Below are 24297 nucleotides of genomic sequence, written 5' to 3' on the forward strand. Positions count from 1 at the left end.
CGCGGGCAGGGCCCCTTGGCGCGTTAGCGCCGGGCGATCACAGGTACTTGACCAGCACCTGGCTCTTGCGGCTCCAGTTGTACTTGGCCTTGCGCTGCTCGGGCAGCCAGTCCGGGTCCACCGGCTGGAAGCCGCGCTTGAGGAACCAGTGCATCGTGCGGGTGGTGAGCACAAAAATGCTCTTGAGGCCCGTGGCGCGGGCGCGTTGCTCGATGCGCTTGAGCAGCTTTTCGCCGTCGCCCGTGCCCTGGCTTTGCGGCGATACGGTGACGGCAGCCATCTCGGCGGTGCCCGCTTCCGGGTAGGGGTAGAGGGCCGCGCAGCCAAAGATCACGCCATCGTGCTCGATGATGGTGTAGGCGGAGATATCACGCTCGATCTCGGTGCGGCTGCGCTTGACCAGGGTGCCGTCCTTCTCGAAAGGCTCGATCAGCTGCAAAATGCCGCCGACATCATCGGGCTTGGCCTCGCGCAGCTCTTCGAGGCGCTCATCAATCACCATGGTGCCGATGCCATCGTGCACATAGACTTCCAGCAGCAGCGCGCCGTCGGTCGCAAAGGGCAGGATGTGGCTGCGCTCCACGCCTTCCTTGCAGGCCTTGACGCAATGCTGCAGATAAAAACCGACATCGGTGGGCAAGGTGGCGGGCGGCAACTGGGCAAGCAGCTTTTGCGCCACATCCAGCGGCAGCTCGGTGTCGACCGGGTTGTCTTCTCCTTCGGGCTCCAGCGGGTTCAGGCGGATGCCGGCCACTTCGGTGAGAAACATCAGCTTGTCGGCTTTGAGCTCAATGGCCACGCGCGTGGCCACTTCTTCCATGCTGAGGTTGAAGGCCTCGCCCGTGGGCGAGAAGCCAAACGGCGAGACCAGTACCATCGCGCCCATGTCCAGGGTGCGGTGGATGCCGCCAACATCGACCTTGCGCACCAGGCCCGAATGCATGAAATCGACGCCATCGACAATGCCGACCGGGCGCGCGGTGACGAAGTTGCCCGAGATCACGCGCACCGTGGCGCCGGCCATCGGGGTATTGGGCAGGCCCTGGCTGAAGGCCGCTTCAATCTCGAAGCGCAGCTGGCCCGCGGCCTCCTGGGCGCAGTCGAGCGCCACCGAATCGGTCACCCGGATGCCATGCGAGTAACGCGGCGCATGGCCCTTGGCCGCCAGCTGCTCATTGACCTGGGGCCTAAAACCATGGACCAGCACGATCTTGACACCCAGCGCCTGGATCAAGGCCAGATCCTGGGCAATCGACTGCAGCTTGCCCGCTGCAATCGCCTCACCTGTCACGCCCACTACAAAAGTCTGGTTGCGAAACTTATGGATATAAGGCGCCACCGAGCGGAACCAGGGCACAAAGGTGAAATTGAATACAGCGGACATGGGGGTGGGGTGTGGGGGTATTTCCTAGAAGCACGCCAGATCGGCGGTTTGCGGCTGCCGCTATTGTTATACAAACATCGCGCGCCTGCATGCAGTTGGCTGCAGATTTGACTTCAGCGCCATGGGAAAAATCCATCAGTGCTGCGCTGTCCATTTTGGCTGGCGCGAAGTGGAGGTTTCGCAATCACAAACGGCGCAGGTGTGGGCAAACCGGCGCGCCGGGCCGATGATGGCGGTTTTGCAAAAAATAGCCTGGAGACAAGCATGACCACCACCATCAACCGCCGCCAGCTGCTGGCGCTGGGCGCAGCGCCCCTGGCCGCCGGCCTGCCTTTGCTGCATACGGGGGCTGCGCATGCGGCCGACTATCCCAGCAAGCAGGTGAAATTCATTGTTCCCTTTCCACCCGGCGGCCCGGTTGATACGACGGCACGGGCTTTTGTGCCGCCGCTGGGCCAGCTCTGGGGCCAGGGCACGTTTATCGACAACCGTGCGGGCGGCGGCGGCATCATTGGCGCGGAGACGGCGTCGCGCCAACCGGCCGACGGCTACAGCCTGTTTGTCGGCGCAATCCACCATTCGGTCAACCCCTCGCTGCATCCCAAGCTGAGCTATGACATCCAGAAGGACTTTGTGCCGGTGAGCTTTGCGGCCATGTTCCCGGTGTTCCTGGTGGTCAACCCCAGCGTGCCTGCCAAGAATGTGCAGGAGCTGATCGCGCTGGCCAAAAAGCCGGGCAGCAACCTGGCCTTTGCCTCGTCGGGCAATGGCGGTGGCACACACCTGGCCGGGGAGCTGTTCAACATGCATGCCGGCACCAAGCTCTTGCACATTCCCTACAAGGGCAGCGCCCCGGCGATGACCGATGTGCTGGGCGGCCAGGTGGCCATGATGTTCAGCGACGCGCCCACCGCCATCGGCCATATCAAGAGCGGCAAGGTCCGCGTGCTGGGCGTTGCCAGCCCCAAGCGCTCGGCGCTGATGCCCGAGGTGCCCACCATTGCCGAGCAGGGCTTGCCTGGCTATGAGGCCTATTCCTGGGCGGCGCTGTTTGCGCCGGCGGGCACGCCCAAGGAGATCGTTGCCAAGGTCAATGCCGATTTCAACCAGGTGATGCGCGCCCAGGAAGTGCGCCAGCGCCTCTATGTGGCGGGCGCCGAGGCCGACCCCGGCACGCCCGAGGAGATGGCGCAGCGCCTGCAGTCGGAGATCGACAAATGGGCGCGGGTGGTCAAGGCCGCGCAGATCCGCATCGATTGAGCGGGAGGCTGCGCGGCTTGATGCGCTCGGTGGTGCAGGCATGCACAATGGAGGGATCTTGTACTTGCAGACCCCCTCTATGGACCTGATCTCTGGCAGCGCCGACCCCCATTTCCAACCGGTGGCGCTGGAAAAAGCCTACCGCCTGCTCAACCACGGCCCCACGGTGCTCGTGTCCGCCGCCCATGGCGGCGAGCGCAATGTGATGGCCGCCGCCTGGGCCTGCGCGCTGGACTTCACACCGCCCAAGGTGACCGTGGTGCTGGACAAGGCCGCGCGCACCCGCGCGCTGGTCGAGGCCAGCGGCCGCTTTGCGCTGCAGCTGCCCACCGTGCCCATCGCCGCCTTGACGGTGGAGCTGGGCACGGTCAGCGCGCTGCAGCAGCCGGGCAAGCTCGCCCAATCGGGTGTGCAGCTGTTTGATGCCCCCGGTCAGCAGACGCCCTTGGTCGCTGGCTGCGCCGCCTGGCTGGAATGCCGCCTGCTGCCCGAGCCGCACAACCAGCACAGCTATGACCTGTTCATTGGCGAGGTCACCGGCGCCTGGGCCGATGACCGGGTGTTCCGGGAGGGCCACTGGCATTTCGAGACTGCGCCGCAAGACCTGCGCACTTTGCACTATGTGGCGGGTGGCCATTTCTATGCGATTGGGGAGGCGATTGATGTGCCCGCGCCCAAGGCTTGATCGCGCGCCTGGCTGCATCCGCACCGGCTTTGGCGCTGGGTCGGCCTGATGTTTCCGATCTTCCTGGCCATCCTGGCGGTCGGCCTGGCCCTGCTGGGTTGGCGCACCCTGCGCAAACGCCGCCAGCTGCGCTTTTTGCAGCAATACCGCTTGGATGCCGCCTACCGCAAGGCGCTCTGGCGTGACTACCCGCATCTGAATGACGCGAGCCTGGCGCAGGCCGAAGAGGCGCTGCGCCAGTTTTTTATCATGCACTGGCTCGCTCCCCGCGCGCAGCTGCAGATGCCCTCACGCCTGGCCGATATGCTCTGGCATGCCTTTATTCTGGATACGCGGCGCTACCAGCAGTTTTGCCAGCAGGCCTTTGGCCATATGTTTCACCACCTGCCCGCGCAGGCCGCCAGCGCTGGGCCATCACAGAGCCAGGCAGCAGCGATGCAGCCGAGCTGGAATGCGGCGATGCATACCCGGCGCTATATGGTGGGCGCACTGCTGGGCGGCATACCGCTGCTGTTTGCGCTCGATGCCGCTGCCGCGATTGACGATGGCTGGCTGTACCCGCCGCAGTTGCTGGGCCAATGGGCCAGCGCGTTCGCTGCAGGGCTTGGTGCCGGGGCTGCCGGCAGCAGTACTGATAACAGTACTAGCGCCAGCAGCGACAGCGGCAGCCACCGTGGCGACAGCAGCGCAGGCGATAGCTCCGATATGGTGAGCAGCAGCACCAGTGCGGACAGCGAGGGCGGCGCGTCCAGCTGCAGCGGCAGCAGTTGTGGCGGAAGCAGCTGCGGGGGCGGCAGCAGCGATTGAGCGGCAAAGCCTGCGTGGGCCCAAGGCGTTGTTGCGGCTTCGCAACCTGTGGGGGCTTGCTGCGGGGATAATGCTGCCCCTATGTCGCTCAAGATTACGTTTCCCGAATCCCTGCCAGTTTCCGCCCGCCGTGATGAAATCATGGAGGCCATGGACCGCCACCAGGTCATCATCGTCTGCGGCGAGACCGGATCGGGCAAAACCACCCAGCTGCCCAAGATTGCACTGGCCCTGGGCCGCGGCAAGGTCAATGCCACCCCCAATGACAAGGGCGAGGTGCGCGGCCATTTGATCGGCCACACCCAGCCCCGCCGTATTGCGGCCAGCAGCGTGGCCAAGCGCATTGCCGAAGAGCTGCAGACCCCGCTGGGCGATGTGGTGGGCTACAAGGTCCGTTTCCAGGACCGTTTGTCCAAGGACGCCTCGGTCAAGCTGATGACTGACGGTATCTTGCTGGCCGAGACCCAGACCGATCCGCTGCTCAAGCAATACGACACCTTGATCATCGACGAGGCCCATGAGCGCAGCCTCAATATCGACTTTTTGCTGGGCTATCTGCGCCAGCTCCTGCCCAAGCGCCCGGATCTGAAAGTGGTGGTGACCTCGGCCACCATCGATGCCGACCGCTTTGCCAAGCACTTTGCCGGCCCGCAAGGCCCGGCGCCGGTGATCATGGTCTCGGGCCGCACCTTCCCGGTGGAGATGCGCTACCGGCCCTTTGAAGATGCCAAGGACTACGACCTCAACGATGCGATTGCCGATGGCGTCGATGAGCTGTGGACCGGCGGGGCTGGCGGCGACATTCTGATATTTCTGCCTGGCGAGCGCGAGATTCGCGAGGCGGCCGACCATCTGCGCAAGCACCTGCAGCACTCACCGGTGCTGCGCAATGCCGAGGTGCTGCCGCTCTTCTCGCGCCTGTCGCAGGCCGAGCAGGACCGCATCTTTGAAGGCCATACCGGCCGGCGCATCGTGCTGGCCACCAATGTGGCCGAGACCTCGCTCACCGTGCCCGGCATCCGCTATGTGATCGATGCCGGCACGGCCCGGGTCAAGCGCTATTCCTTCCGCAGCAAGGTCGAGCAGCTGCTGGTCGAGCCCGTCAGCCAGGCGGCGGCCAACCAGCGTGCTGGCCGGTGCGGGCGCGTGGCCAACGGTATCTGCATACGTCTCTATGACGAGGCCGATTTCCAGTCGCGTAGCCCCTTTACCGATCCGGAAATCCTGCGCTCGTCCTTGGCCGGCGTCATCCTGCGCATGAAGGCCTTGCGCCTGGGCGATGTGGTGAATTTTCCGTTTCTCGAAGCACCGTCGGGCCGCGCCATTGCCGACGGCTACCAACTGCTCGCCGAGCTGGGCGCGGTCGATGAACAAGGCGAGCTGCTGCCGATGGGCCAGGCCTTGTCGCGCCTGCCGCTGGACCCGCGCGTGGCGCGCATGATTGTCGAAGCGCGCGAGCGCGGCGCGCTGGCCGAGGTGCTGGTGATTGCCTCGGCGCTGAGCGTGCAGGATGTGCGCGACCGCCCATTGGAAGCGCAGCAGCAGGCCGACCAGCAGCATGCCAAGTTTGACGACGAAAAAAGCGAGTTCAGCGGCTACCTGCGCCTGTGGAAATGGCTGCAGGATGCGCGTGGCGGCAAGGTGGTGGCCAAGAGCCGCAAGGACATGGCGCAGCAAGCAGCCCCGGCCAAGGGCCAGGCGATAGGGCGCAATGCCGCCTTTTTGCCGGTGGCCCAGCGCAGCACCGGTGCGACTGCATCGGTGGAGTCCGCCGCGCCGCTGGCTGCTTTCACACCGCAGGACAGCGTGTTGGTGGATGAGGCCAGCCACAAGCTCAGCAACCGCCAGTGGGAGCAGCTGCTGCGCCAGAACTTCATCAATATCCGCCGCGTGCGCGAGTGGCGTGACATCCATTCGCAGTTGCTGACGGTGGTCAAGGAGCAGCGCTGGCCGATGAATGAGGAGGCCGCTGGCTATGAGGCCGTGCATCTGTCGATGCTCTCGGGCCTCTTGGGCAATATCGGCTTCAAGACCGAGGAGGGCGATGGCTACCTGGGCGCGCGGGGCATCCGCTTCCACCCGCACCCCGGTGCGCACCTGTCCAAAAAACCCGGCCGCTGGATTGTGGCGGCCGAGCTGGTCGAGACCTCGCGCCTCTACGGGCGCGGCATTGCCGCCATCGAGCCCCAGTGGCTCGAGCAGGTGGGCGCGCATCTGCTGCGCAAGCAGTTGCTGGATCCGCACTGGGAGAAAAAGCAGGGCGAAGTGGCTGCCTATGAGCGCGCTACCCTGTATGGCCTCGTGGTCTACAGCCAGCGCCGCATCAGCTACGGCAAGATCGACCCGCAAGGCGCGCGCGATATCTTTATCCGCCAGGCGCTGGTTGAGGGCGACTGGGAGACGCGCCTGCCGTTCTTGCAGGCCAACCAGAAGCTGATTGCCAAGGTCGAGGAGCTGGAGCACAAGAGCCGCCGCCAGGATGTGCTGGTGGACGATGCGCTGATCTATGCGTTCTACGACCAGCAGATTCCGCAGGATATCTGCACCGGCCGGGCGCTCGAGCGCTGGGTCAAGGACGAGAGCGCGCGCAACCCCGATCTGCTGCGCCTCTCGCGTGATGAGCTGATGCGCCATGAGGCCGCCGGCATCACGACGGCGGCCTTTCCCAAGACCATCAAGATGGGCGGGGTCGATTGCACGGCCAGCTACCTGCACCAGCCCGGGGACCCGCGTGACGGCGTGACCGTGACGGTGCCGCTCTTTGTGCTCAACCAGGTGAGCGAGGAACGCGCTGAATGGCTGGTGCCGGGCATGCTCAAGGACAAGATCCAGGCCTTGCTCAAAAGCCTGCCCCAGCGCCCGCGCAGCCGCTTTGTGCCACTGGCTGAAAACGCCCAGCGCCTGGCCGAGCTGCTGGGCAGTGCCGAGCGCTTTGGTGCGGGCAGCCTGGTTGAGGTGCTGCTCAAGCAGGCACGCGACGAGACCTCGCTGGACATCAAGCGGGCGGACTTCAAGCTTGACATGCTCAGCCCCCATCTGTTCATGAACTTCCGCATCAGCGACGAGCATGGCCGCCAGCTGGGCCAGGGCCGCAACCTGGGCGCCCTGAAGGCCCAGTGGGGCGCCAAGGCCCGTGGCGCCTTCCAGGCGCTGGCCGAGCTCAAGATCGCGCCGCAGGCTGATGGTGCTGCAGCCCCAGCGCCGGCGCAAGCGCCTGCCGCCCCTGCCAAGCAAGGTGGCAAGGCGGCGCCTGCAGCCAGCGCTGCGGCGCACAGCAAGGCCCAGGGGCCCGTGCATGCGGCCGACAAGCTCTGGACCGATTGGGGCTTTGGCGCCTTGCCCGAGCTCATGGAGATCAAGAAGGGCAACCAGACGCTGATTGGTTTCCCGGCGCTGATCGACCACGGCAACGGCGTCGGCATCGAGGTGTTTGACGAGCCCGAGGTGGCAGCCAACCGCCATGCGCTGGGCCTGCGGCGCCTCTTTGCGCTGCAGATCCGCGATGCGCTCAAGTACCTGGAAAAGAACATTCCCGATCTGCAGAAGATGGCGGTGGTCTATATGCCGCTGGGCACGCAGGAAGAGCTGCGCGAGCAGATCATCAATGTGGCGATTGACCGCGCCTTTTTGCAAGAGCCGCTGCCGGCGGACGCTGAGCAGTTCAAGCAGCGGGTGCAGGAGGGGCGCGGGCGCCTGACCTTGATCGCCAACGAGGTCGCGCGCATGGCCGCTGGCGTTTTGCAGGAGTACATGGCGGCGGTGCGCAAGATCAAGGACACCAAGAACGCGCCTGAGGCCACGGCCGATGCCCAGCAGCAGCTGCAAAAGCTGGTGCCCAAGAACTTTATCGCGATTGCGCCCTGGGCCCAGCTGGGACACTATGCCCGTTACCTGAAGGCGATCACCGCGCGCCTCGATAAGTACCGGGCCGACCCTGCCCGCGATGCCGCCAAGTTGAAGGAACTGCAGCCATTGGAGCAGCGCTATTGGCGCCTGGTGGCAGAGCGCAAGGGCCAGGTGGATGCGCGTATGCAGGAGTACCGCTGGATGCTCGAAGAGCTGCGGGTGAGCTTTTTTGCCCAGGAGCTGCGCACGCCATACCCGGTCAGCAGCAAGCGGCTGGACAAGGTCTGGCAGCAGTTGCAGCAGTAAGGACTTAGGGATAACCGGCCATGCTGCCTTGCGCAACATGGCCGGTTTTTCTTTGTCAAACCAGGCGTTCCACCACCTCGTCCACCGTCAGCACATCGCCAAAGAACAGCATCCAGTTGTTGAGGCTGTGGACATGCTCATAGGGCGTGACGGCGGCCAGCGCATCGTCGACCATGATGGTGGCGTAGTCCAGCATCATCGCGTCGCGCGCGGTGGATTCGCAGCAGACGTTGGTGACGGTGCCGCCAATCAAGACAGTGCGCACGCCCTGCGCCTTGAGGACGGCGTCGAGATCGGAGGCGCCGGGAGCCAGCGCGCTGTAGCAGCGCTTGACCACCGTGAGGTCGCCCGGCTGTACATCGAGCGTGGGCGGCATCGCAAAGCCGGCGTGGCCGCTGCCCAACTCCAGCAGCCGGCGCGCGCTGCGCTCGGGCGTGAGCATATGGCGGTGGTGGTGTGACCAGAACTGGTCGGCGCCATCGGCGCTGGTCTTGATCCACACCACGGTGCCGCCCTTGGCGCGCAGCGCGGCTGCCAGCTGGTTGACCTTGGCAAAGATCGCGCGCGCTGGCGCGCATTCGCCCTGGTAGCCGGGCTGGGTGTAGTAGTTTTGCAAGTCCACGACGACAAAGGCGGTGGCCGCGGCGTCCAACTGGTCATAGGGGTGGAGCACCCCCTGGCGGGCCAGCACGCGCTCTTCAATCCAGGGCTCAAACTGCATGGGGCTATCTTTTCTGGTGTGGGTTTCTAAGAAATCAGGCGTAGCGGTGCTGCACGCTTTTTTCCAGGCGGGTGACGGCCATGTACATCACGGCCGACAGCAAGGCCAGCACGACGATGGACGCCATCACCACATTGAGCTTGAACACCTGGCTGCCGTTGACGATCAAAAAGCCCAGGCCGGCGCTCGAGGACTGGAACTCGCCGACGATGACGCCGATCAAGGACAGGCCAATGTTCATCTTGATCGCGGCAATCACCGCGGGCACGCTGCCGGGGAAGACCACATACTTCATCACCTGGGCCTTGCTGGCGCCCAAGGTGGTGGCCAGCTTGATCTTGTTGGGGTCGATGGCCTGAAAGCCTTCGTAGACCACCATGATGGTGATGAACAGCGAGATGGCCACCGCCATGCCGTAGACCGAGTATTCCGAGCCCAGCCAGATGTAGAAGATCGGCACAAAGGCAATCTTGGGCATGGCATTGGCGATCACGAGGAAAGGATCGAGCACCTTTTTCAAAAAGCTGCTCCACCACAGCATGGCAGCCATGCCGATGCCCAGCAGCATGCTGACGACAAAGCCGATCACCGTGGCCTTGAAGGTGATCCAGGTGTGGCCCAGCAGGTCGCCGTTGCGGGCCAGATCGACCAGGGTGGGCAGCACGGCAGACGGGTAGCTGGTGAGCATGGGGTTGAGGATGTGGCTGCGCGCGAGCAGTTCCCAAATCAACAGGAATGCCAGCAAGAGCCCTGCGCGGCTCAGTGCCACCAGGCGCTTGCGGCGCTGGATCTGGGCCAGCCACTGGCGGTATTCGGGGCTGCGGGTGTCGGCTTGGGCCGGGGCCGCCGTGTTGGTGGTGTTCATGACGGTGCTCATGCTTAGCCTTCCACGTGGGCGTCGATCTCGTCCCACAGCACATTGAAGTAATCGTTGAATTCCGGGCAGCCTCGGGCCTCAAAAGGCGTGGGCCGTTTGCCGCCCTGCGAGGGGAAGTCCATGTGGTGCACCGATTTGATGCGGCCGGGCCGGCGCGAGAGCACGATGACGCGGTCGGTCATTGCAATGGCCTCGCCGATGTCGTGCGTGACCAGGATCACCGACTTGCCTTCGTCGCGCAGCACATCGACCACCTCATCGGCAATCGACAGGCGGGTTTGCGAGTCGAGCGCCGAGAAGGGCTCGTCGAGCAGCACCACATCCGGGTTGGTGACCAGGGTGCGGGCCAAGGCTACGCGCTGGCGCATGCCGCCCGAGAGCTGGCGCGGGTAGTGGTGCAGGTAGTCGCCCATGCCGCATTTGTGCAGCAGCTGCGTGGCGCGCTTTTCGGCGGCCGCCAGGTCCTTGTTCTGGATCTGGGCGCCCAGCAGGGTGTTTTCCAAAATGGTGCGCCACTCGAACAGGTAGTCCTGCTGCAGCATGTAGCCGATGCGCGGGTTGGGGCCGACGATGGTCTGGCCATCGACCAGCACCGTGCCGCTGGACGGCGGCAAAATGCCCGCCAGGATCGACAGCAAGGTGCTCTTGCCGCAGCCCGACTGGCCAATCAGGCTGATGAATTCGCCTGCCTTGACCGAGAGGTTGATGTTCTGCAGCGCCTGGGTCTCGCCCTGGGGTGTGAAATAGCGCAAGGAGACGTTGTCGACATGGACGCGGTAGGGGTGGGTCATCGCAGCTCCTTATTTTTGCGCCAGGCTCTGCACCAGGCCCATGTCGACAAAGCGGGCGTAGTCGACCTTTTTGCCGGCCTCCAGCACACCGCCTTGCACCAGCATGTCCTGCAGCTGGTCCATGGCTTGCTTCTCGACCATCGGCGTCTTCTTCCACAGCTGCAGCTGCTGGTAGCGCTCAATGGCACTGACCAGCTCGGCCTTGCTCAGGCCCGTGAAATAGCTGCCCACCAGATCGGCCAGCTCGCCCGCCGGCGCAGCAGCGGTGTACTGCTGGGCTTTCGCCACCGCCTGGGTCCAGGCTTGCACGGCGGCCCGGTTTTTCTTCAGGTAGGCATCGGTGGTGGTGAACACGGTGTAGTCGACCATGCCCACTTCCTTGCCCACCGCGCCCAGCGGGAAGGCCTTGCCTTGTTTTTCCAAGCTGCTGGCCTCGGGCTCCAGAAAGGTGGCGTAGTCGTTTTGCCCGGCCAGCCAGGCGCCGGTGCGCGCGGCCGGGCCGATATTGCTGACCAGCGTGAGGTCTTTTTTCGGATCGAGCCCCTTTTTGCGCAAGGCCGCCTCCAGAAAGATATCGGGGTTGGAGCCCGGGCGGAAGGACATGATCTTGCTGCCCTTGAGCTTGCTCCAGTCAAAATTGGCATCGGGTTTGCGGCCCATCAGCAAGAAGCCGTCGGTGGCAGTCAGTCCGGCAAACACTATGGGTTTGACTGGCGACTCGCTGTTGGCGACATAGATCGAGGCCTCGGGGCCAATCAGCACGATATCGGCGCTGCCCGAGAGCAGGGCGGCCATGCCCTTGTCGGTGCCCTGCGAGGTTTTCATGCTCATCTCGATGCCCGCGTCATTGAACATCCCCTTTTGGATGCCCACATACATGGGAACATAGAGCACCGAGCGCACCACCTCCTCGTAACGGATCTTGTGCGCTGTCTGCGCCTGGGCATGGGACAGCGGCAGCAGCGCCGCCAGCAGGGAGGCAATAAGGGCCGCACGGCGGCGAAACATGTTCTTCATACCCACTCCTTGTATACAGAAAATAGCGACAGATGAATAAAAACAGCTTCATGCAAGAACAATGCCGAAATAAATGCTGAAATTTCCGGATCCATGTCTTGTTATGTATTCAGTATCCAATTTATCGTGCATGCCGAGGATCGGTGTTAACCATCAGGACTGGAGCCCGGGATTGGGTGTAGGGCGAGGTGCGGTGAGGGCCGATGGCGGCGGCTTTGGGAGCCGGCCTTGATGCCGCGGCGCATGGCAGCGCGCTGGCCCCCTAGGTTGCGGCGCGCACTGTTTTGGTCCCGGCCGCTGACGGCCGACGAATGGGTGCTGCTGGCGCGCTATTTTGGCCAGCCGCAGCACCCGGGCTGGTCGCGCATGCGCCTCTACCTGCGCCGGCTGGGCGATACGCGCAGGGCGCTGTCGTTCAACGGCGGCTTTGTGTCGATGCCGGCGCACTGTTTTGCAGCGTCAGACCCGCGCCAGTGCCTGCGGCTGGCTGAGCCGCTGATTGCAGGATGGCTGGCCCACGAGGCCTTCCACCACTGGCAGCGGCTGCAGGGCAGGGCGGTAACCCGGCAGGCATTGGGCCTGCAATGGCGCTTTTGGCGCCATGGCATCAACCCCTATGCCTATACGCCCAGTGCATCGCCGGCAGAGTTGCTGGCCCAGTTCCAGCAGGCCCAGGTCGAGCAGCAGGCACAGATGTGGCAAGACGCGGTGATGGCCGATATCGCCTGGCGCCAGGCCGGGCCCGGTGCGGCGCGGGAGCGGCTGGCAGCCGCTGCCCAGCGCTGGCATGCGGTGCTGCACTGGGTGCAACAACAGGGCGCGCCACACCGGGGCTCGCCGGTCCCCTAAGCGACGGGCTGGTGCCTGGGCGGCTGGGCATACTGGACCGAAACTCGCTTTGAAAGTTCGGGACCCGCCATGACCGCTGCTGCAGACCTGCCTGCCTCCACTTCCACCTCTGCCCCGGTATCTGCCCCGATATCCGCCCATTGGCCCGGGCGTGTGCCCCGGCGCCTGACCTTGCCGGCCACCTCGGTCTGGGACAACCTGGCCGTCAATGCCCGGCGCTATCCGGACCATACCGCACTGGTGTTTTTTGACCAGGCCATCAGCTATGGCCAGATGTGCGAACAGACCGAGCGCCTGGCCGCCCACCTGCACCAGCAAGGCGTGCGCAAGGGTGACCGGGTCATCCTGCTGATGCAAAACTGCCCGCAGCTGGTGCTGGCGCATTACGCGATCCTGCGCGCCAATGCGGTGGTGGTGCCGGTCAACCCGATGAACACCGCCGCCGAGCTGGCCCACTACATCAGCGATGCCGATGCGCGCGTAGCGATCACCACCGCCGATCTGGCCCCTGCGCTGTGCCAGGCCAGCAGCAGCCTGCCGCCCGAGCAGCAGCTGGCGCACCTGGTCATCAGCCATCTGTCGGACACCATGCCGGCCGATGCCGCTACGCAGCCGGATTTTCCGCCTGCCTGGCAGCCTTGGTTGCTGGGCGCGCAGCCTTTGCCGGGTGCCGATCTGCTGGGTGCCACCACGGTCAGCCGCTGGCTCGATGCCGTCGAGTGCCGTGCCGAGCCCCCCGCCGCCGAGGTAGCGGCCAGCGATATGGCGATCCTGCCCTACACCAGCGGCACCACCGGCCTGCCCAAGGGCTGCATCCATGCGCACAGCCATGTGCAGCATGCGGCGATGGCGGGCGTGCTTTGGGGCCGGCAAAGCACAGAGAGCGTGAACCTGGTGGTGGCGCCGATGTTCCATATCACCGGCATGGTGTCGATCATGCATGTGCTGATCTGCGCCGGGGCCACCTTGGTGATCATGCCGCGCTGGGACCGGCAGCTGGCGGCCGCGCTGATGGCGCGCTACCGGGTGACGCACTGGGCCAATATCCCGACGATGGTGGTCGATCTGCTGGCCAGCCCGAACCTGGCGCAGATGGACACCCGCAGCCTCGTCTACATGGGTGGCGGGGGCGCGGCGATGCCGCAGTCGGTAGCGCAAAGGGTCAAGGAGGTCTGGGGCCTGGACTATATCGAGGGCTATGGCATGACCGAGACCTGCGGCGCCTCGCATGCCAATCCCTACGAGCACCCCAAGCAGCAGTGCCTGGGGCTGCCGCATATCGGCATGCAGTCGCTGGTGATCGACCCCGAAACCTTGCAGCCCCTGGCCGACGGTGAGGTGGGGGAGATTGTGGTGCAGGGTCCGCAGGTGCTGCAGGGCTACTGGAAGCAGCCCGCCGCCACGGCCGCCAGTTTTGTCGAGGTGGGCGGGCAGCGCTTTTTCCGCACCGGTGACCTGGGTTACCGCGATGCCGATGGCTACTTCTTTCTGACCGATCGCTTGAAACGCATGATCAATGCCAGCGGCTACAAGGTCTGGCCCGCCGAGGTCGAGAGCCTGATGTACCGCCACCCTGCCATCCTGGAGGCCTGTGTGATCGCGGCCAAGGATGACTACCGGGGCGAGACCGTCAAGGCGGTGGTGGTGTTGCGCCAAGGCCAGCAGGGCCTTGTCAGCGCGCAGGACATTCTCGACTGGTGCCGCGAACACATGGCGGTGTACAAGGCGCCGCGCCTGGTGCAGCTGGTAGACCAGTTGCCCAAGAGTGGCAGCGGCAAGGTGATGTGGCGCTTGCTGCAGGAAAAGGAGTAAAGGTGCCGTGGGATGCCTGCAGGCGCATAGGCAGGGAGGGATGCACTACCACCAGCGCATGAGGCGCAGCATCTTGAACCAAAACCCGTCGCCATACTGTACCGCTAGCCAGCCACAAACCACCGGGCAGACAACGCAGAGGATGGCCCAAGTCGTCCAGCTTGGGTAGGTTTTAAAGCCGATGACGCCCGCGACAAACAGGCCCAGCAAGATTCCAAAAAAGAGGCGAATATTGCGCTCGGCGCTGTCGCGGGGTGGGTCTTCATGCATGGCGTTCTGAGGCTCGTGGTGAGCCAGCCAGTGTAGGTGGGCGCAGCGGTCTCTGCCCAGCCTGATGTAGGGTGCAGGCTACACGCTTCCAGACTTTTCAATCACCAGGATCCTGGCCTCACCCTTCGGGTGGGCCACATGCTCGCAGCCCACGCCGGCGTGGAAGATATCCCCGGCCTGCAGCAGGGCTTGCTTTTCTTCGCCCGCCTCGCGCCAGTGCATCACCACCAGGCCCTGCATCACCGCAAAAACTTCCTCGCCGTCGTTGACATGCCAGATATAGGGCTGGTCCGTCCAGTGCAAACGGACGCTGGTGCCGTTCATCTGGGCAATGTCCTGGGCGCCCCAGGGGCGCTCGGCGGTGAATTCCTGGCTGCGGATGATGCGTTGCATAGTGTCTCAGTGCAAAGGCACGTTAAGCGGTCGCGTTCAACTCCTGGCTGATGGCCTCGATCTGCTCGGACAGCTCCAGCCAGCGCTCTTCGAGCTGCTCAATCTCGCCATTGACGGCGCTCAGCTGCTTGCCGGCTTCGACGATATCGGCACCCGACAGACCCGGGGTCGCGAGCTTGGTCTCCAGCGCATCGCGCTGCGCGTTGAGCTGGGGCAGCTTCTTGTCGATCTGTTCCAGCTCTTTCTTGAAGGGCTTGGTCTTGTCGGCCAGCTGCTGGCGGGCCAGCGCTGCCAGGCGGCGGGCTTCCTTGGGGTCGCCCACGGGCTCGGCCTTGGCGGGCGCAGGCGCAGGGGCTGGCGCGGGTGCCGCAACCGGTGCCGCGACGGGCGCGGCCACAGGGGCAGGCGCTGCATCCTTGCTGCGCGATTGCATATCGGCCTGGCGCGCTTCTTCGCGCAGGCGCTTGGATTCGTCCAGCAGGTAGCGCTGGTAGTCGTCCAGATCGCCATCGAAGGGGCCGACCTGGCCACGGCCGACCATCCAGAAGTCTTCGCAGACGGCGCGCAGCAGATGGCGGTCATGGCTGACCAGCATGACGGTGCCGTCAAAGTCGTTCAGTGCCATCGCCAGCGCTTCGCGGGTTGCCAGGTCCAGGTGGTTGGTGGGCTCATCGAGCAGCAGCAGGTTGGGGCGCTGCCAGACGATCATTGCCAGCACCAGGCGGGCCTTTTCGCCACCGCTCATGCTGCCCACGGCCTGCTTGACCATATCGCCGCTGAAGTTGAAGGTGCCCAGGAAGTTGCGCAGGTCCTGCTCGCGCGCGCTGTTGCCTTCACTGCCGATCTCCTTGGCCAGGCGGATCATGTGCTCGAGCGGGTTTTCGCTCGGGCGCAAAACATCCAGCTCCTGCTGGGCAAAGTAGCCGATATTGAGGCCCTTGCCCTCGGTCACGGTGCCGGCCAGGGCCTTCATCTCGCGGGCAATGGTCTTGACCAGGGTCGATTTACCCTGGCCGTTGGCGCCCAGAATACCAATGCGCTGGCCTGCCAGCACCGAGCGGTTGACGCCTTGCAAGATCGTGGTCTGCTTGCCGTCTTCGTCCTCATAGCCAAAGGCCGCGTCGGTGATCGCCAGCATCGGGTTGGGCAGGTTGGCCGGTTCCTTGAATTCGAAGGTGAACTCGGCCTCGGCCAGCACGGGCGCGATCTTCTCCATGCGGTCGAGCTGCTTGACCCGGCTTTGCGCCTGTTTGGCTTTGCTGGCCTTGGCCTTGAAGCGGTCAATGAACTTCTGCAGATGCGCCATCTTCTCTTGCTGCTTGGCAAAGCTGGCTTGCTGCAGCTCCAGCTGCTGGGCACGCAGCTCTTCGAAGCGGCTGTAGTTGCCGCCGTAGCGGGTCAGCTGCCCACCCTGGATCTGCAGGGTCACATTGGTGATCGCGTCGAGAAATTCGCGGTCATGGCTGATGGTGATCAGGGTGCCGGGGTAACGTTTGAGCCAGGCTTCGAGCCAGACCAGCGCGTCCAGATCCAAGTGGTTGGTCGGTTCGTCGAGCAGCAGCAGATCGCTGGGGCACATCAGCGCGCGGGCCAGCTGCAGGCGCATGCGCCAACCGCCCGAGAAGCTGTTGACCGGGTGTTCCAGCTCCTGCACCTTGAAGCCCAGGCCCAGGATCAGCGCCTGCGCGCGGGGAACGGCATCGTGGGCGCCGGCGTCGGCCAGGTCCGCATAGGCCTGGGCCAGGGCCATGCCGTCGCCGGATGCCTCGGCCGCCTCCAGCTGCGCCTGTACTTCGACCAGGCGGGTGTCGCCCTCGAGCACAAACTGGGTGGCCGATTCGTCGGTTTCGGGCATGTGCTGGGCCACCTGGCCCATGCGCCACTGGGCGGGGATGTGGAAATCGCCACCGTCTTCCGTCAACGAGCCGTTGAGCAGCGCAAACAGCGTGGACTTGCCAGCGCCATTGCGGCCGACCAGGCCCACCGATTCGCCCGGGTTGATGGTGGTGGTGACGCCGTCAAGCAGCACTTTGGTGCCGCGGCGCAGGGTGATATTTTTCAGCGTAATCATGAATGGCCTCGATTATCGCCGCCCTGGGCTTGGCCCAGGGCCATGCAGGGCATAGCGGGCAGTGGTTGGCCGCACGGCTTGCGCCATTGGCGTTCGCCCAGGCGCCTGCTGCAAGCCCAGGTAGGCCAATGCCGCATGCCCTTGTAGGAGGCGGCAGGTGTTGGGCGCTGACACCGGCCTGGGCCTACCCAAGCCCCGGCCACAGGGCCATACTGCAGTGTGCAAACGCCATATTTCAGTGATGGCAATCACAAGGACAGTGCTATGACAACAGCCTCTGAAATGCATGGACGGACTGCCGGTGACCGCCAGCCAGCACACAGCCTGGGCGCGGCTGCAGCGGCGCGGTCCCACTGGCAGCTGGCCGACATTCCCTATGCGCAGATCGACCATGGCGCGGTGGCGAACGACGAAGACATGTTCTACTTGCTGATGAGCGCCTCCTTTGTCGAGACCGGCTCGGACACCTATGCCGCCAACCTGGGCGCGCACTATGCCCGCTACCCGGACATCCAGCATTGGCTGCAAGAGCGCTGGGAGCATGAGGAGCTGCAGCACGGCGAATCGCTGCGGCGCTATGTGGAGGCGGTCTGGCCCAGTTTTGACTGGCAAAAGGCCTATGACAGCTTTTTTGCCGAGTATTCGCTGCTGTGCACGCAAGAGGCGCTATTGGAAGACCCGCGCCTGGAGATGGTGGCGCGCTGCGTGGTGGAGACGGGCACCACGGCCTACTACCACACTTTGCGCGCGCTCAGCCAGGAGCCGGTGCTGACCGGGCTGCTGGGCCATATCCGCAATGACGAGGTCGGCCACTTCAAGCATTTCTTGAGCTACTTCAAAAGCCTGCAGGCCCAGGAGCCCGTTGGCCGGCTGCGCATTGCGAAGGCGCTGTACAGCCGCTTGAAAGAACTGCGCGAGAGTGATTCCGATGTGGCGCTGCGCCATGTGTTTGCCCACAAGGGCGCGCTGTTTGCCGACCGGCAGCGCAGCTTTGACGATGTCGCCCAGCGCATCTACCACCTGATCAGCAGCGGCCTGCCGGCCCAGCTGGCGGTGCAGATGCTGCTCAAGCCGATGCTGCTGCCGCCCAGGCTTGAATCCTGCCTGCACCGGCCCATCAGTCGGCTGGCCTGCAAAATGCTGGCCTACTGAATCAACGCTGAACCAGACTCAAAGCTGCGTGGGTTGTTCCTGCGCCCAGTGCATCAGCGCTTCGCGGGTCAGCAGCAGCACCTGGTCGTCGCCGGCGCTGGTGTCCATCCAGAACACCGGCAGCCCAGGGAAGGCGGCTTCAAAGTAGGCGCGCTCGTTGCCAATCTCCAGCACCAGCACACCGTCTTCGCTCAGGCGCAGGGGCAGCTCCAGAATCAGGCGACGCACAAAGTCCATGCCGTCCTGGCCACCGGCCAGTGCCAGCACCGGCTCGGCCTGGTATTCCAGCGGCAGGCTGGCCATGCTCTGGGCGTTGACATAGGGAGGATTGCAGAGGATCAGGTCCCAGGGGCCGCGGGCGTTCGCCATACCGTCTGATTGAACCAGCTGCACGCGCTCTTGCAGGCCATGCTGGTCCACATTGATGCGGGCCACGGCCAGCGCATCGGCCGACAGATCGGCGCCGGTGACCTGCACATCGGGGTAGGCCATGGCGGCCAGGCAGGCGAGGCTGCCGTTGCCGGTACACAGGTCCAGCACCTGGCGGGTCTTGTCGCTCAGCCAGTCGTCAATGCTGCCATCGGCCAGCAGCTCGGCAATCAGGCTGCGCGGCACGATGGAGCGCTCGTCGATGTAGAAGGGCACGCCTTGCAGCCAGGCCTGCTGGGTCAGGTAGGCGGCGGGCTTGCGACTGCGGATGCGCTCGGCCACAAGCGCTTCGAGCTTTTGGCGCTGTTCATCGCCGACGGTTTGGTTCGCCACCGATTCAGCGCCATCCGGGCTGGTGTCGCTGTCCACCGGCAGGCCCAGTGACCACAGCACCAGCCAGCTCGCTTCGTCCTGCGCATTGGTCGTTCCATGGCCAAAATGCACACCGGCAGCGCTGAGCGCTGCTGCGCTGTCATCAATCAGGGTGCGGATGGTGGTCATGGCTCAACTCAGGCAAAAATCAAAGACCGCCATTGTAGGCTTGATGACAGCCGCACGGCGCCAGGCAAGGCTGGCGCCAGGCCTATCTGGCTACTGGCTTAGCGCGCCAGGTTTTCCAGAATGCGGCGGTAGATGTTTTTCAGCGGCTCGATATCGGCCACGGCCACGCACTCGTCGATCTTGTGGATGGTGGCGTTCGATGGCCCGATCTCGATGACTTCCGGGCAGATATCGGCGACAAAACGGCCGTCGCTGGTGCCGCCGGTGGTCGACAAGGTGGTCTCGAGCCCCACTTCGTCGCGGATCGCCTGCTGCACGGCGGTGACCAGCACGCCGGGTGTGGTCAGGAAGGGTTTGCCGCCCAGGGTCCACTTCAGGTCGTACTCGAGCGCATGGCGCTCCAGGGTGGACTTGACGCGGGCCTTGAGGTTTTCGGCCGTCGATTCGGTGCTGAAGCGGAAGTTGAAGTCCACCACCATCTGGCCCGGGATCACATTGCCCGCGCCCGTGCCCGCATGGATATTGCTCATCTGGAAGCTGGTGGGCGGGAAGAAGGCATTGCCTTCGTCCCACACGGTGCTGGCCAGCTCGCCCAGCGCGCCCAGGCCCTGGTGGATGGGGTTGCGGGCCAGCTGCGGGTAGGCGATATGGCCTTGCACGCCATGGATGGTAAGCTTGCCCGTCAGGCTGCCGCGCCGGCCGTTCTTGACCATGTCGCCGAGCTTTTGCACGGCGGTGGGTTCGCCCACCAGGCAGTAGTCCAGCACCTGGCCGCGCTGGCGCAGCTGCTCGACGACGACGGCGGTGCCGTCCACGCTCGGGCCCTCTTCGTCACTGGTCAGCAAAAGCGCGATATCCAGCGGCGCTGCAGCGTTCTGGGCGACAAACTCCTCGGCGGCCACGACAAAGGCGGCGATCGAGGTCTTCATGTCGCTGGCACCACGGCCATACAGCTTGCCATCGCGGTGCGAGGGGGTGAAGGGGTGTGAGTTCCACTGCTCCAGCGGACCGGTGGGCACCACATCGGTGTGGCCGACAAAGACCACGGTCTTGGCACCGGCCACGCCGCTGCGGCGCAGCGCCCAGAGGTTGCTCACCCGAAAGCTGCCGGGGCCGCTGTCCATGCGCTCGCAGGCAAAACCCAGCGGCTGGAGCAGGTCGGAAACCATGTCCAGACAGCCTTCGTCATGGGGCGTCACGGAAGGACGGGCGATCAGTTGCTCGGTCAGTTGCAGGGTGCGGGACATGGCGTCAAAGAAAGTGGGCGGGGAGGTCAACAACAATGCGGCCCGCAGGCCGCATTCAGGGCATATGGCCACGGCGTCGTGGCGCGCTGCCCTAGGGACCTCTGCAAAACTCCCTGCCGTGGTCTGAACGCGGGCTCGGGCGATCCGCTGCGTTGTCTTCCTTGTCAATAGCTACGGCTATTGACTGCAAAAGACGCCTTGCGGCTCATCCCGATCCACGTCCATCCCGCTTGGCGAGGGTTTTGCAGAGCATCCCTAGGGGCAACGGCCGCTATCTTACTCTTGGTTCACGTCGAGCACGATTTCGGTGAACGAGGCCGCGTCGTCCAGCTCGGGCTTGGCCGCGACCTGGGCCTTGGCGGCATTGGCTGCCATCTGGAAGTCGTTTTGCAGCCGCCACATCAGGTTGGTTGGCGAGTCGGAGTTGGCCAGGCCTTCTTCGCGGCTGATCTTGCCGCTGTGGATGAGTGCGGCCAGCGCCCCTTCAAAGGTGACCGAGCCTTCGGCCATCGATTTTTCCATCGCCTCGCGCACCGCAGAGAAGTTGCCTTGCTCGATCATCTCGCCCACCAGCTTGGTGTTGAGCATCACCTCGATGGCAGCGGTGCGTTTGCCCGAGACCGTCTTGACCAGGCGCTGCGAGACCACGGCGCGCAGCGCTGATGACAGGTCGCCCAGCATCGTGGGGCGCACCTCGACCGGGTAGAAGCTCAGGATCCGGTTGAGCGCGTGGTAGCTGTTGTTGCCGTGCAAGGTGGCCAGGCACAGGTGGCCGGATTGCGCGTAGGCAATGGCCGCCGACATGGTCTCGCGGTCGCGGATTTCGCCAATCATGATCACATCGGGCGCCTGGCGCAGCGCGTTCTTCAGCGCGGTCTGCAGCGAGGCGGTGTCGCTGCCGACCTCGCGCTGGTTGATGATGGAGCGGCGGTTGGAGAACTGGTACTCGATCGGGTCTTCCACCGTCAGGATATGGCCGCTTTGCTGGCCGTTGCGGTGGTCGATCATTGCGGCGAGCGAGGTGCTCTTGCCCGAGCCGGTGGCGCCGACAAACAGCACCAGGCCGCGCCGGGCCATGATGAGGTCCTGGAAGATCTCGGGCAGCTCCAGCTGCTCCAGGCTGGGGATGTCCTGAGGCACATAGCGGATGACCACGGCGCAGCTGCCGCGCTGGTGCATGGCGCTGACGCGGAAACGGCCCACGCCTTCGAGCGGCACGCCGATGTTGAGCTCACCGGTCTCGTCCAGCTCTTCGATGCGCTCGGGCGGCACGATCTCGGCGAGCAGGGTGCGCGGCGCATCCGGCGTCAAGGTCTGGTTGTTGAGGGGGATGCATTCGCCCTGGATCTTGACCAGCGCGGGCGCATTGGCTGACAGATAGACATCCGAGGCTTTGTTGTCCGCCATCAGGCGCAAGATTCGCTCCATGGTTCCCATGTCAGTTCCCTCTGTTAATTTGTGCAGAGATTGTAGGCTTAGCTACGCAGTCAATAAACGATGTTGCGTCCTCGCAGCAGCCCAACGTGGCGCAAGCGGCCAGAAAAAAGCCCTGCAGCGCAAGGCTTGCAGGGCTTGTGGATGGCTTGGGATTCTCTGCACAACTCCCTGCCGTGGTTTGAATGCAGGCTCGGGCGATCTGCTGCGTTGTCTTTCTTGTCAATAGCCTGCTATTGACTGCAAAAGACGCCTTGCATCTCATCCCGATCTGCGTCCATCCCGCTGGGCGAGGGTTATACAGAGAGTCCCTGGGCGGCAGATCAGTCGCGCAGCAGGTCGTTGATGCTGGTCTTGGCGCGGGTCTCGGGCGTCACTTGCTTGACGATCACCGCGCAGTACAGGCTGTGGCTGCCGTCCTTGGCAGGCATGGAGCCGCTGACCACCACCGAGCCCGAAGGCACGCGGCCGTAAGTGACTTCGCCGGTCATGCGGTTGTAGATCTTCGTGGACTGGCTGATGTAGACGCCCATCGAGATGACCGAGTTTTCTTCGACGATCACGCCTTCGACGATTTCGGAGCGGGCGCCGATAAAGCAGTTGTCTTCAATGATCGTGGGGTTGGCTTGCAGCGGTTCGAGCACGCCGCCCAGGCCTACGCCGCCCGAGAGGTGGACGTTCTTGCCCACTTGTGCGCAGGAGCCCACGGTCGCCCAGGTGTCGACCATGGTGCCTTCGCCCACATAGGCGCCGATGTTCACGTAGGAAGGCATCAGGATGGCGCCCTTGGCCACAAAGCTGCCGCGGCGGGCCACAGCGGGCGGCACCACGCGCACGCCGGTGGCAGCGATATCGGCCTCGGACATGCCGGCGTACTTGGTGGGCACCTTGTCGTAGAAGTTCAGGTCGCCGGCTTGCACCAGCGCGTTGTCCTTCAAGCGGAACGACAGCAGCACGGCCTTCTTGATCCACTGGTGCACGGTCCACTGGCCCACGCCTTCACGGGTGGCCACGCGCAGCTCGCCCTGGTCCAGGGCGTTGATCACATGGTCGACCGCATCGACGATTTCTTTGGGAGCCGAGGCAGGCGAGAGCGTCGTGCGGGCTTCCCAGGCGGATTCGATGATGGTTTGCAGTTGTTGCGTCATGGTTTAGGCTTTTTTCCAGGATTGAATGAATTGGGCAATGCGCTGTGCGGCTTCCAGGCATTCGGCGGTCTGGGCCACCAGGGCCATGCGGATGCGGCCGGCGCCTGGGTTGCTGCCGTTGAAGTCACGGGCCAGATAGCTGCCTGGCAGAACCGTGACATTGTATTGGGCATAGAGTTCGCGCGCGAACTCGGTGTCGGACAAGCCCATCTCTGGGGGCACGCCGGCCCAGAGGTAGAAGCTGGCGTCTGGCAGCTGCACATCCATCACGGCCGACAGCACGGGCGTGACTTCGGCAAACTTGCGGCGGTATTGCTCGCGGTTGTCTTCGACATGGCGCTCATCGCCCCAGGCCGCAATGCTGGCCGCCTGCACCGGCGGACTCATCGCGCCGCCCTGGTAGGTGCGGTAGAGCGTGAAGGCCTTGATCAGCTCGGCGTCGCCCGCGACAAAACCGCTGCGCAGGCCCGGCACATTGCTGCGCTTGGACAGGCTGGTGAACGAGACCAGGCGGCGAAAATCGCTGCGGCCCAGTTGCGCCGCTGCCTGCATGCCGCCCAGCGGCGGCTCGTCGCGGAAGTAGATTTCGCTGTAGCACTCGTCAGACGCAATGACAAAGCCATAGCGGTCGGACAGCTCAAACAGCTTCTTCCACTCGTCAAGCGGCATCACGGCGCCGGTGGGGTTGCCCGGCGAGCAGACAAAGATCAGCTGGGTGCGCTGCCAGATGTCCTCGGGCACGCTGGCCCAGTCGACGGCAAAGTTCTTGCTGGCGATGCTGGGCACGTAGTAGGGCGTGGCGCCTGCAAGCAGGGCCGCGCCTTCGTAAATTTGGTAGAACGGGTTGGGGCAGAGCACGACCGGGCCTGGCTTGCTGCTGTCAACCACCGTCTGCGTGAACGCAAACAGTGCTTCGCGGCTGCCATTGACCGGCAAGGTGTGCTTTTGCCCATCCACCTGCAGGCCGTAGCGCGTGGACAGCCAGGCGGCAAAAGCCTCGCGCAGGGCGGGTGTGCCGGCGGTGGCGGGGTAGACCGAGAGGCCGGCCAGGTTGTCCGAGAGCGCTTGCTCGATAAAGGCGGGCGTGGGGTGGCGGGGCTCACCGATACCCAGGCTGATGGGCGACTTGTCTGCGGGTGGCGTGACACCGGCAAACAACTGGCGCAGGCGCTCAAACGGGTAGGGCTGCAGTTTCTGGAGCAAGGGGTTCATAAGCCAGCCATTATGGTGCAGCAGCACCGGTTTTTTGCGCCGTTCTGTCATGCCCGGTAGGGGTTTGGCGGCCTTTTGGCGGTCT

Annotated in this window: 20 protein-coding genes; 7 read left to right on the forward strand and 13 right to left on the reverse strand. The window is 64.4% G+C overall.

Annotated elements, in window-relative coordinates; genetic code table 11:
- Nucleotides 1-37: 37 nt before the first annotated feature.
- Nucleotides 38-1384, reverse strand: coding sequence for an amino-acid N-acetyltransferase (gene argA, locus WH367_RS06810; RefSeq protein ID WP_021026037.1), 1347 nt, complete (start codon nt 1382-1384; stop codon nt 38-40).
- 264 nt (nt 1385-1648) lie between these two features.
- Here argA and WH367_RS06815 point away from each other — a divergent pair, with 264 nt between their 5' ends.
- The 4 genes from WH367_RS06815 to hrpA all read left to right on the forward strand — a co-directional run bounded on the left by WH367_RS06815 (nt 1649) and on the right by hrpA (nt 8288).
- A complete protein-coding gene (locus WH367_RS06815) occupies nt 1649-2644 on the forward strand; it encodes a tripartite tricarboxylate transporter substrate binding protein (RefSeq protein ID WP_339535030.1) in 996 nt (331 codons plus the stop codon).
- A 79-nt stretch (nt 2645-2723) separates the two neighbouring features.
- On the forward strand, nt 2724-3329 hold the full coding sequence (locus WH367_RS06820; RefSeq protein ID WP_339535032.1) for a flavin reductase family protein: 606 nt from the start codon (nt 2724-2726) through the stop codon (nt 3327-3329).
- 48 nt (nt 3330-3377) lie between these two features.
- A complete protein-coding gene (locus WH367_RS06825; protein ID WP_339535033.1) occupies nt 3378-4136 on the forward strand; it encodes a glycine-rich domain-containing protein in 759 nt (252 codons plus the stop codon).
- Between the two features lie 81 nt (nt 4137-4217).
- Complete coding sequence (gene hrpA, locus WH367_RS06830) at nt 4218-8288, forward strand: ATP-dependent RNA helicase HrpA (RefSeq protein ID WP_339535035.1); 4071 nt, start codon at nt 4218-4220, stop codon at nt 8286-8288.
- Nucleotides 8289-8343: 55 nt separating this feature from the next.
- Here hrpA and WH367_RS06835 read toward each other — a convergent pair whose 3' ends face one another.
- From WH367_RS06835 to WH367_RS06850, 4 genes are read right to left on the reverse strand one after another with little or no spacing between them, the layout of a single operon-like run.
- On the reverse strand, nt 8344-9009 hold the full coding sequence (locus WH367_RS06835; RefSeq protein WP_339535037.1) for an isochorismatase family cysteine hydrolase: 666 nt from the start codon (nt 9007-9009) through the stop codon (nt 8344-8346).
- A 34-nt stretch (nt 9010-9043) separates the two neighbouring features.
- A complete protein-coding gene (locus WH367_RS06840; protein WP_021024936.1) occupies nt 9044-9886 on the reverse strand; it encodes an ABC transporter permease in 843 nt (280 codons plus the stop codon).
- 2 nt (nt 9887-9888) lie between these two features.
- Complete coding sequence (locus WH367_RS06845; protein WP_021024935.1) at nt 9889-10677, reverse strand: ABC transporter ATP-binding protein; 789 nt, start codon at nt 10675-10677, stop codon at nt 9889-9891.
- A gap of 9 nt (nt 10678-10686) precedes the next feature.
- Nucleotides 10687-11694, reverse strand: coding sequence for an ABC transporter substrate-binding protein (locus WH367_RS06850; RefSeq protein ID WP_339535039.1), 1008 nt, complete (start codon nt 11692-11694; stop codon nt 10687-10689).
- Nucleotides 11695-11937: 243 nt separating this feature from the next.
- Here WH367_RS06850 and WH367_RS06855 point away from each other — a divergent pair, with 243 nt between their 5' ends.
- Entirely contained in the window at nt 11938-12543 is a 606-nt protein-coding gene (locus WH367_RS06855) for a hypothetical protein (protein ID WP_339535041.1), read from the forward strand.
- A 69-nt stretch (nt 12544-12612) separates the two neighbouring features.
- On the forward strand, nt 12613-14355 hold the full coding sequence (locus WH367_RS06860; RefSeq protein ID WP_339535043.1) for a long-chain-fatty-acid--CoA ligase: 1743 nt from the start codon (nt 12613-12615) through the stop codon (nt 14353-14355).
- Between the two features lie 45 nt (nt 14356-14400).
- Here the strand turns inward: WH367_RS06860 and WH367_RS06865 are convergent, their stop codons facing one another.
- From WH367_RS06865 to WH367_RS06875, 3 genes are all read right to left on the reverse strand, one after another.
- The gene (locus tag WH367_RS06865) at nt 14401-14625 is read right to left on the reverse strand and encodes a hypothetical protein (protein ID WP_339535044.1); all 225 of its coding nucleotides are present in this window, start codon (nt 14623-14625) and stop codon (nt 14401-14403) included.
- Between the two features lie 78 nt (nt 14626-14703).
- Nucleotides 14704-15018, reverse strand: a complete 315-nt coding sequence (locus tag WH367_RS06870) for a cupin (RefSeq protein ID WP_339535045.1) — start codon at nt 15016-15018, stop codon at nt 14704-14706.
- 22 nt (nt 15019-15040) lie between these two features.
- On the reverse strand, nt 15041-17089 hold the full coding sequence (locus WH367_RS06875; RefSeq protein WP_339518016.1) for an ABC-F family ATP-binding cassette domain-containing protein: 2049 nt from the start codon (nt 17087-17089) through the stop codon (nt 15041-15043).
- A gap of 264 nt (nt 17090-17353) precedes the next feature.
- On the opposite strand from WH367_RS06875, the gene WH367_RS06880 reads away from it, so the two are divergent.
- On the forward strand, nt 17354-18241 hold the full coding sequence (locus WH367_RS06880) for a ferritin-like domain-containing protein (RefSeq protein WP_339535047.1): 888 nt from the start codon (nt 17354-17356) through the stop codon (nt 18239-18241).
- A gap of 18 nt (nt 18242-18259) precedes the next feature.
- Here WH367_RS06880 and prmB read toward each other — a convergent pair whose 3' ends face one another.
- The 5 genes from prmB to dapC form a co-directional block, all read right to left on the reverse strand.
- Nucleotides 18260-19171, reverse strand: coding sequence for a 50S ribosomal protein L3 N(5)-glutamine methyltransferase (gene prmB / locus WH367_RS06885; RefSeq protein ID WP_339535049.1), 912 nt, complete (start codon nt 19169-19171; stop codon nt 18260-18262).
- Nucleotides 19172-19269: 98 nt separating this feature from the next.
- Nucleotides 19270-20418, reverse strand: coding sequence for a succinyl-diaminopimelate desuccinylase (gene dapE / locus WH367_RS06890; RefSeq protein ID WP_339535051.1), 1149 nt, complete (start codon nt 20416-20418; stop codon nt 19270-19272).
- A 276-nt stretch (nt 20419-20694) separates the two neighbouring features.
- On the reverse strand, nt 20695-21855 hold the full coding sequence (locus tag WH367_RS06895) for a PilT/PilU family type 4a pilus ATPase (protein ID WP_021028493.1): 1161 nt from the start codon (nt 21853-21855) through the stop codon (nt 20695-20697).
- Between the two features lie 320 nt (nt 21856-22175).
- Entirely contained in the window at nt 22176-23000 is an 825-nt protein-coding gene (dapD, locus tag WH367_RS06900; protein ID WP_339535053.1) for a 2,3,4,5-tetrahydropyridine-2,6-dicarboxylate N-succinyltransferase, read from the reverse strand.
- Between the two features lie 3 nt (nt 23001-23003).
- Nucleotides 23004-24212: a succinyldiaminopimelate transaminase gene (gene dapC, locus WH367_RS06905; RefSeq protein ID WP_021028491.1), complete on the reverse strand. Its 1209-nt coding sequence runs from the start codon at nt 24210-24212 to the stop codon at nt 23004-23006.
- Nucleotides 24213-24297: the final 85 nt, after the last annotated feature.

This window comes from Comamonas sp. MYb21, from assembly GCF_037479395.1.
GTDB lineage: Bacteria > Pseudomonadota > Gammaproteobacteria > Burkholderiales > Burkholderiaceae_C > Comamonas.

Bases quoted from the DNA above. Each gene is read 5' to 3' on its own strand.
- argA (WP_021026037.1), bottom strand. From the start codon at position 1,384: ATGTCCGCTGTATTCAATTTCACCTTTGTGCCCTGGTTCCGCTCGGTG.
- WH367_RS06815 (WP_339535030.1), top strand. From the start codon at position 1,649: ATGACCACCACCATCAACCGCCGCCAGCTGCTGGCGCTGGGCGCAGCG.
- WH367_RS06820 (WP_339535032.1), top strand. From the start codon at position 2,724: ATGGACCTGATCTCTGGCAGCGCCGACCCCCATTTCCAACCGGTGGCG.
- WH367_RS06825 (WP_339535033.1), top strand. From the start codon at position 3,378: ATGTTTCCGATCTTCCTGGCCATCCTGGCGGTCGGCCTGGCCCTGCTG.
- hrpA (WP_339535035.1), top strand. From the start codon at position 4,218: ATGTCGCTCAAGATTACGTTTCCCGAATCCCTGCCAGTTTCCGCCCGC.
- WH367_RS06835 (WP_339535037.1), bottom strand. From the start codon at position 9,009: ATGCAGTTTGAGCCCTGGATTGAAGAGCGCGTGCTGGCCCGCCAGGGG.
- WH367_RS06840 (WP_021024936.1), bottom strand. From the start codon at position 9,886: ATGAGCACCGTCATGAACACCACCAACACGGCGGCCCCGGCCCAAGCC.
- WH367_RS06845 (WP_021024935.1), bottom strand. From the start codon at position 10,677: ATGACCCACCCCTACCGCGTCCATGTCGACAACGTCTCCTTGCGCTAT.
- WH367_RS06850 (WP_339535039.1), bottom strand. From the start codon at position 11,694: ATGAAGAACATGTTTCGCCGCCGTGCGGCCCTTATTGCCTCCCTGCTG.
- WH367_RS06855 (WP_339535041.1), top strand. From the start codon at position 11,938: ATGGCAGCGCGCTGGCCCCCTAGGTTGCGGCGCGCACTGTTTTGGTCC.
- WH367_RS06860 (WP_339535043.1), top strand. From the start codon at position 12,613: ATGACCGCTGCTGCAGACCTGCCTGCCTCCACTTCCACCTCTGCCCCG.
- WH367_RS06865 (WP_339535044.1), bottom strand. From the start codon at position 14,625: ATGCATGAAGACCCACCCCGCGACAGCGCCGAGCGCAATATTCGCCTC.
- WH367_RS06870 (WP_339535045.1), bottom strand. From the start codon at position 15,018: ATGCAACGCATCATCCGCAGCCAGGAATTCACCGCCGAGCGCCCCTGG.
- WH367_RS06875 (WP_339518016.1), bottom strand. From the start codon at position 17,089: ATGATTACGCTGAAAAATATCACCCTGCGCCGCGGCACCAAAGTGCTG.
- WH367_RS06880 (WP_339535047.1), top strand. From the start codon at position 17,354: ATGACAACAGCCTCTGAAATGCATGGACGGACTGCCGGTGACCGCCAG.
- prmB (WP_339535049.1), bottom strand. From the start codon at position 19,171: ATGACCACCATCCGCACCCTGATTGATGACAGCGCAGCAGCGCTCAGC.
- dapE (WP_339535051.1), bottom strand. From the start codon at position 20,418: ATGTCCCGCACCCTGCAACTGACCGAGCAACTGATCGCCCGTCCTTCC.
- WH367_RS06895 (WP_021028493.1), bottom strand. From the start codon at position 21,855: ATGGGAACCATGGAGCGAATCTTGCGCCTGATGGCGGACAACAAAGCC.
- dapD (WP_339535053.1), bottom strand. From the start codon at position 23,000: ATGACGCAACAACTGCAAACCATCATCGAATCCGCCTGGGAAGCCCGC.
- dapC (WP_021028491.1), bottom strand. From the start codon at position 24,212: ATGAACCCCTTGCTCCAGAAACTGCAGCCCTACCCGTTTGAGCGCCTG.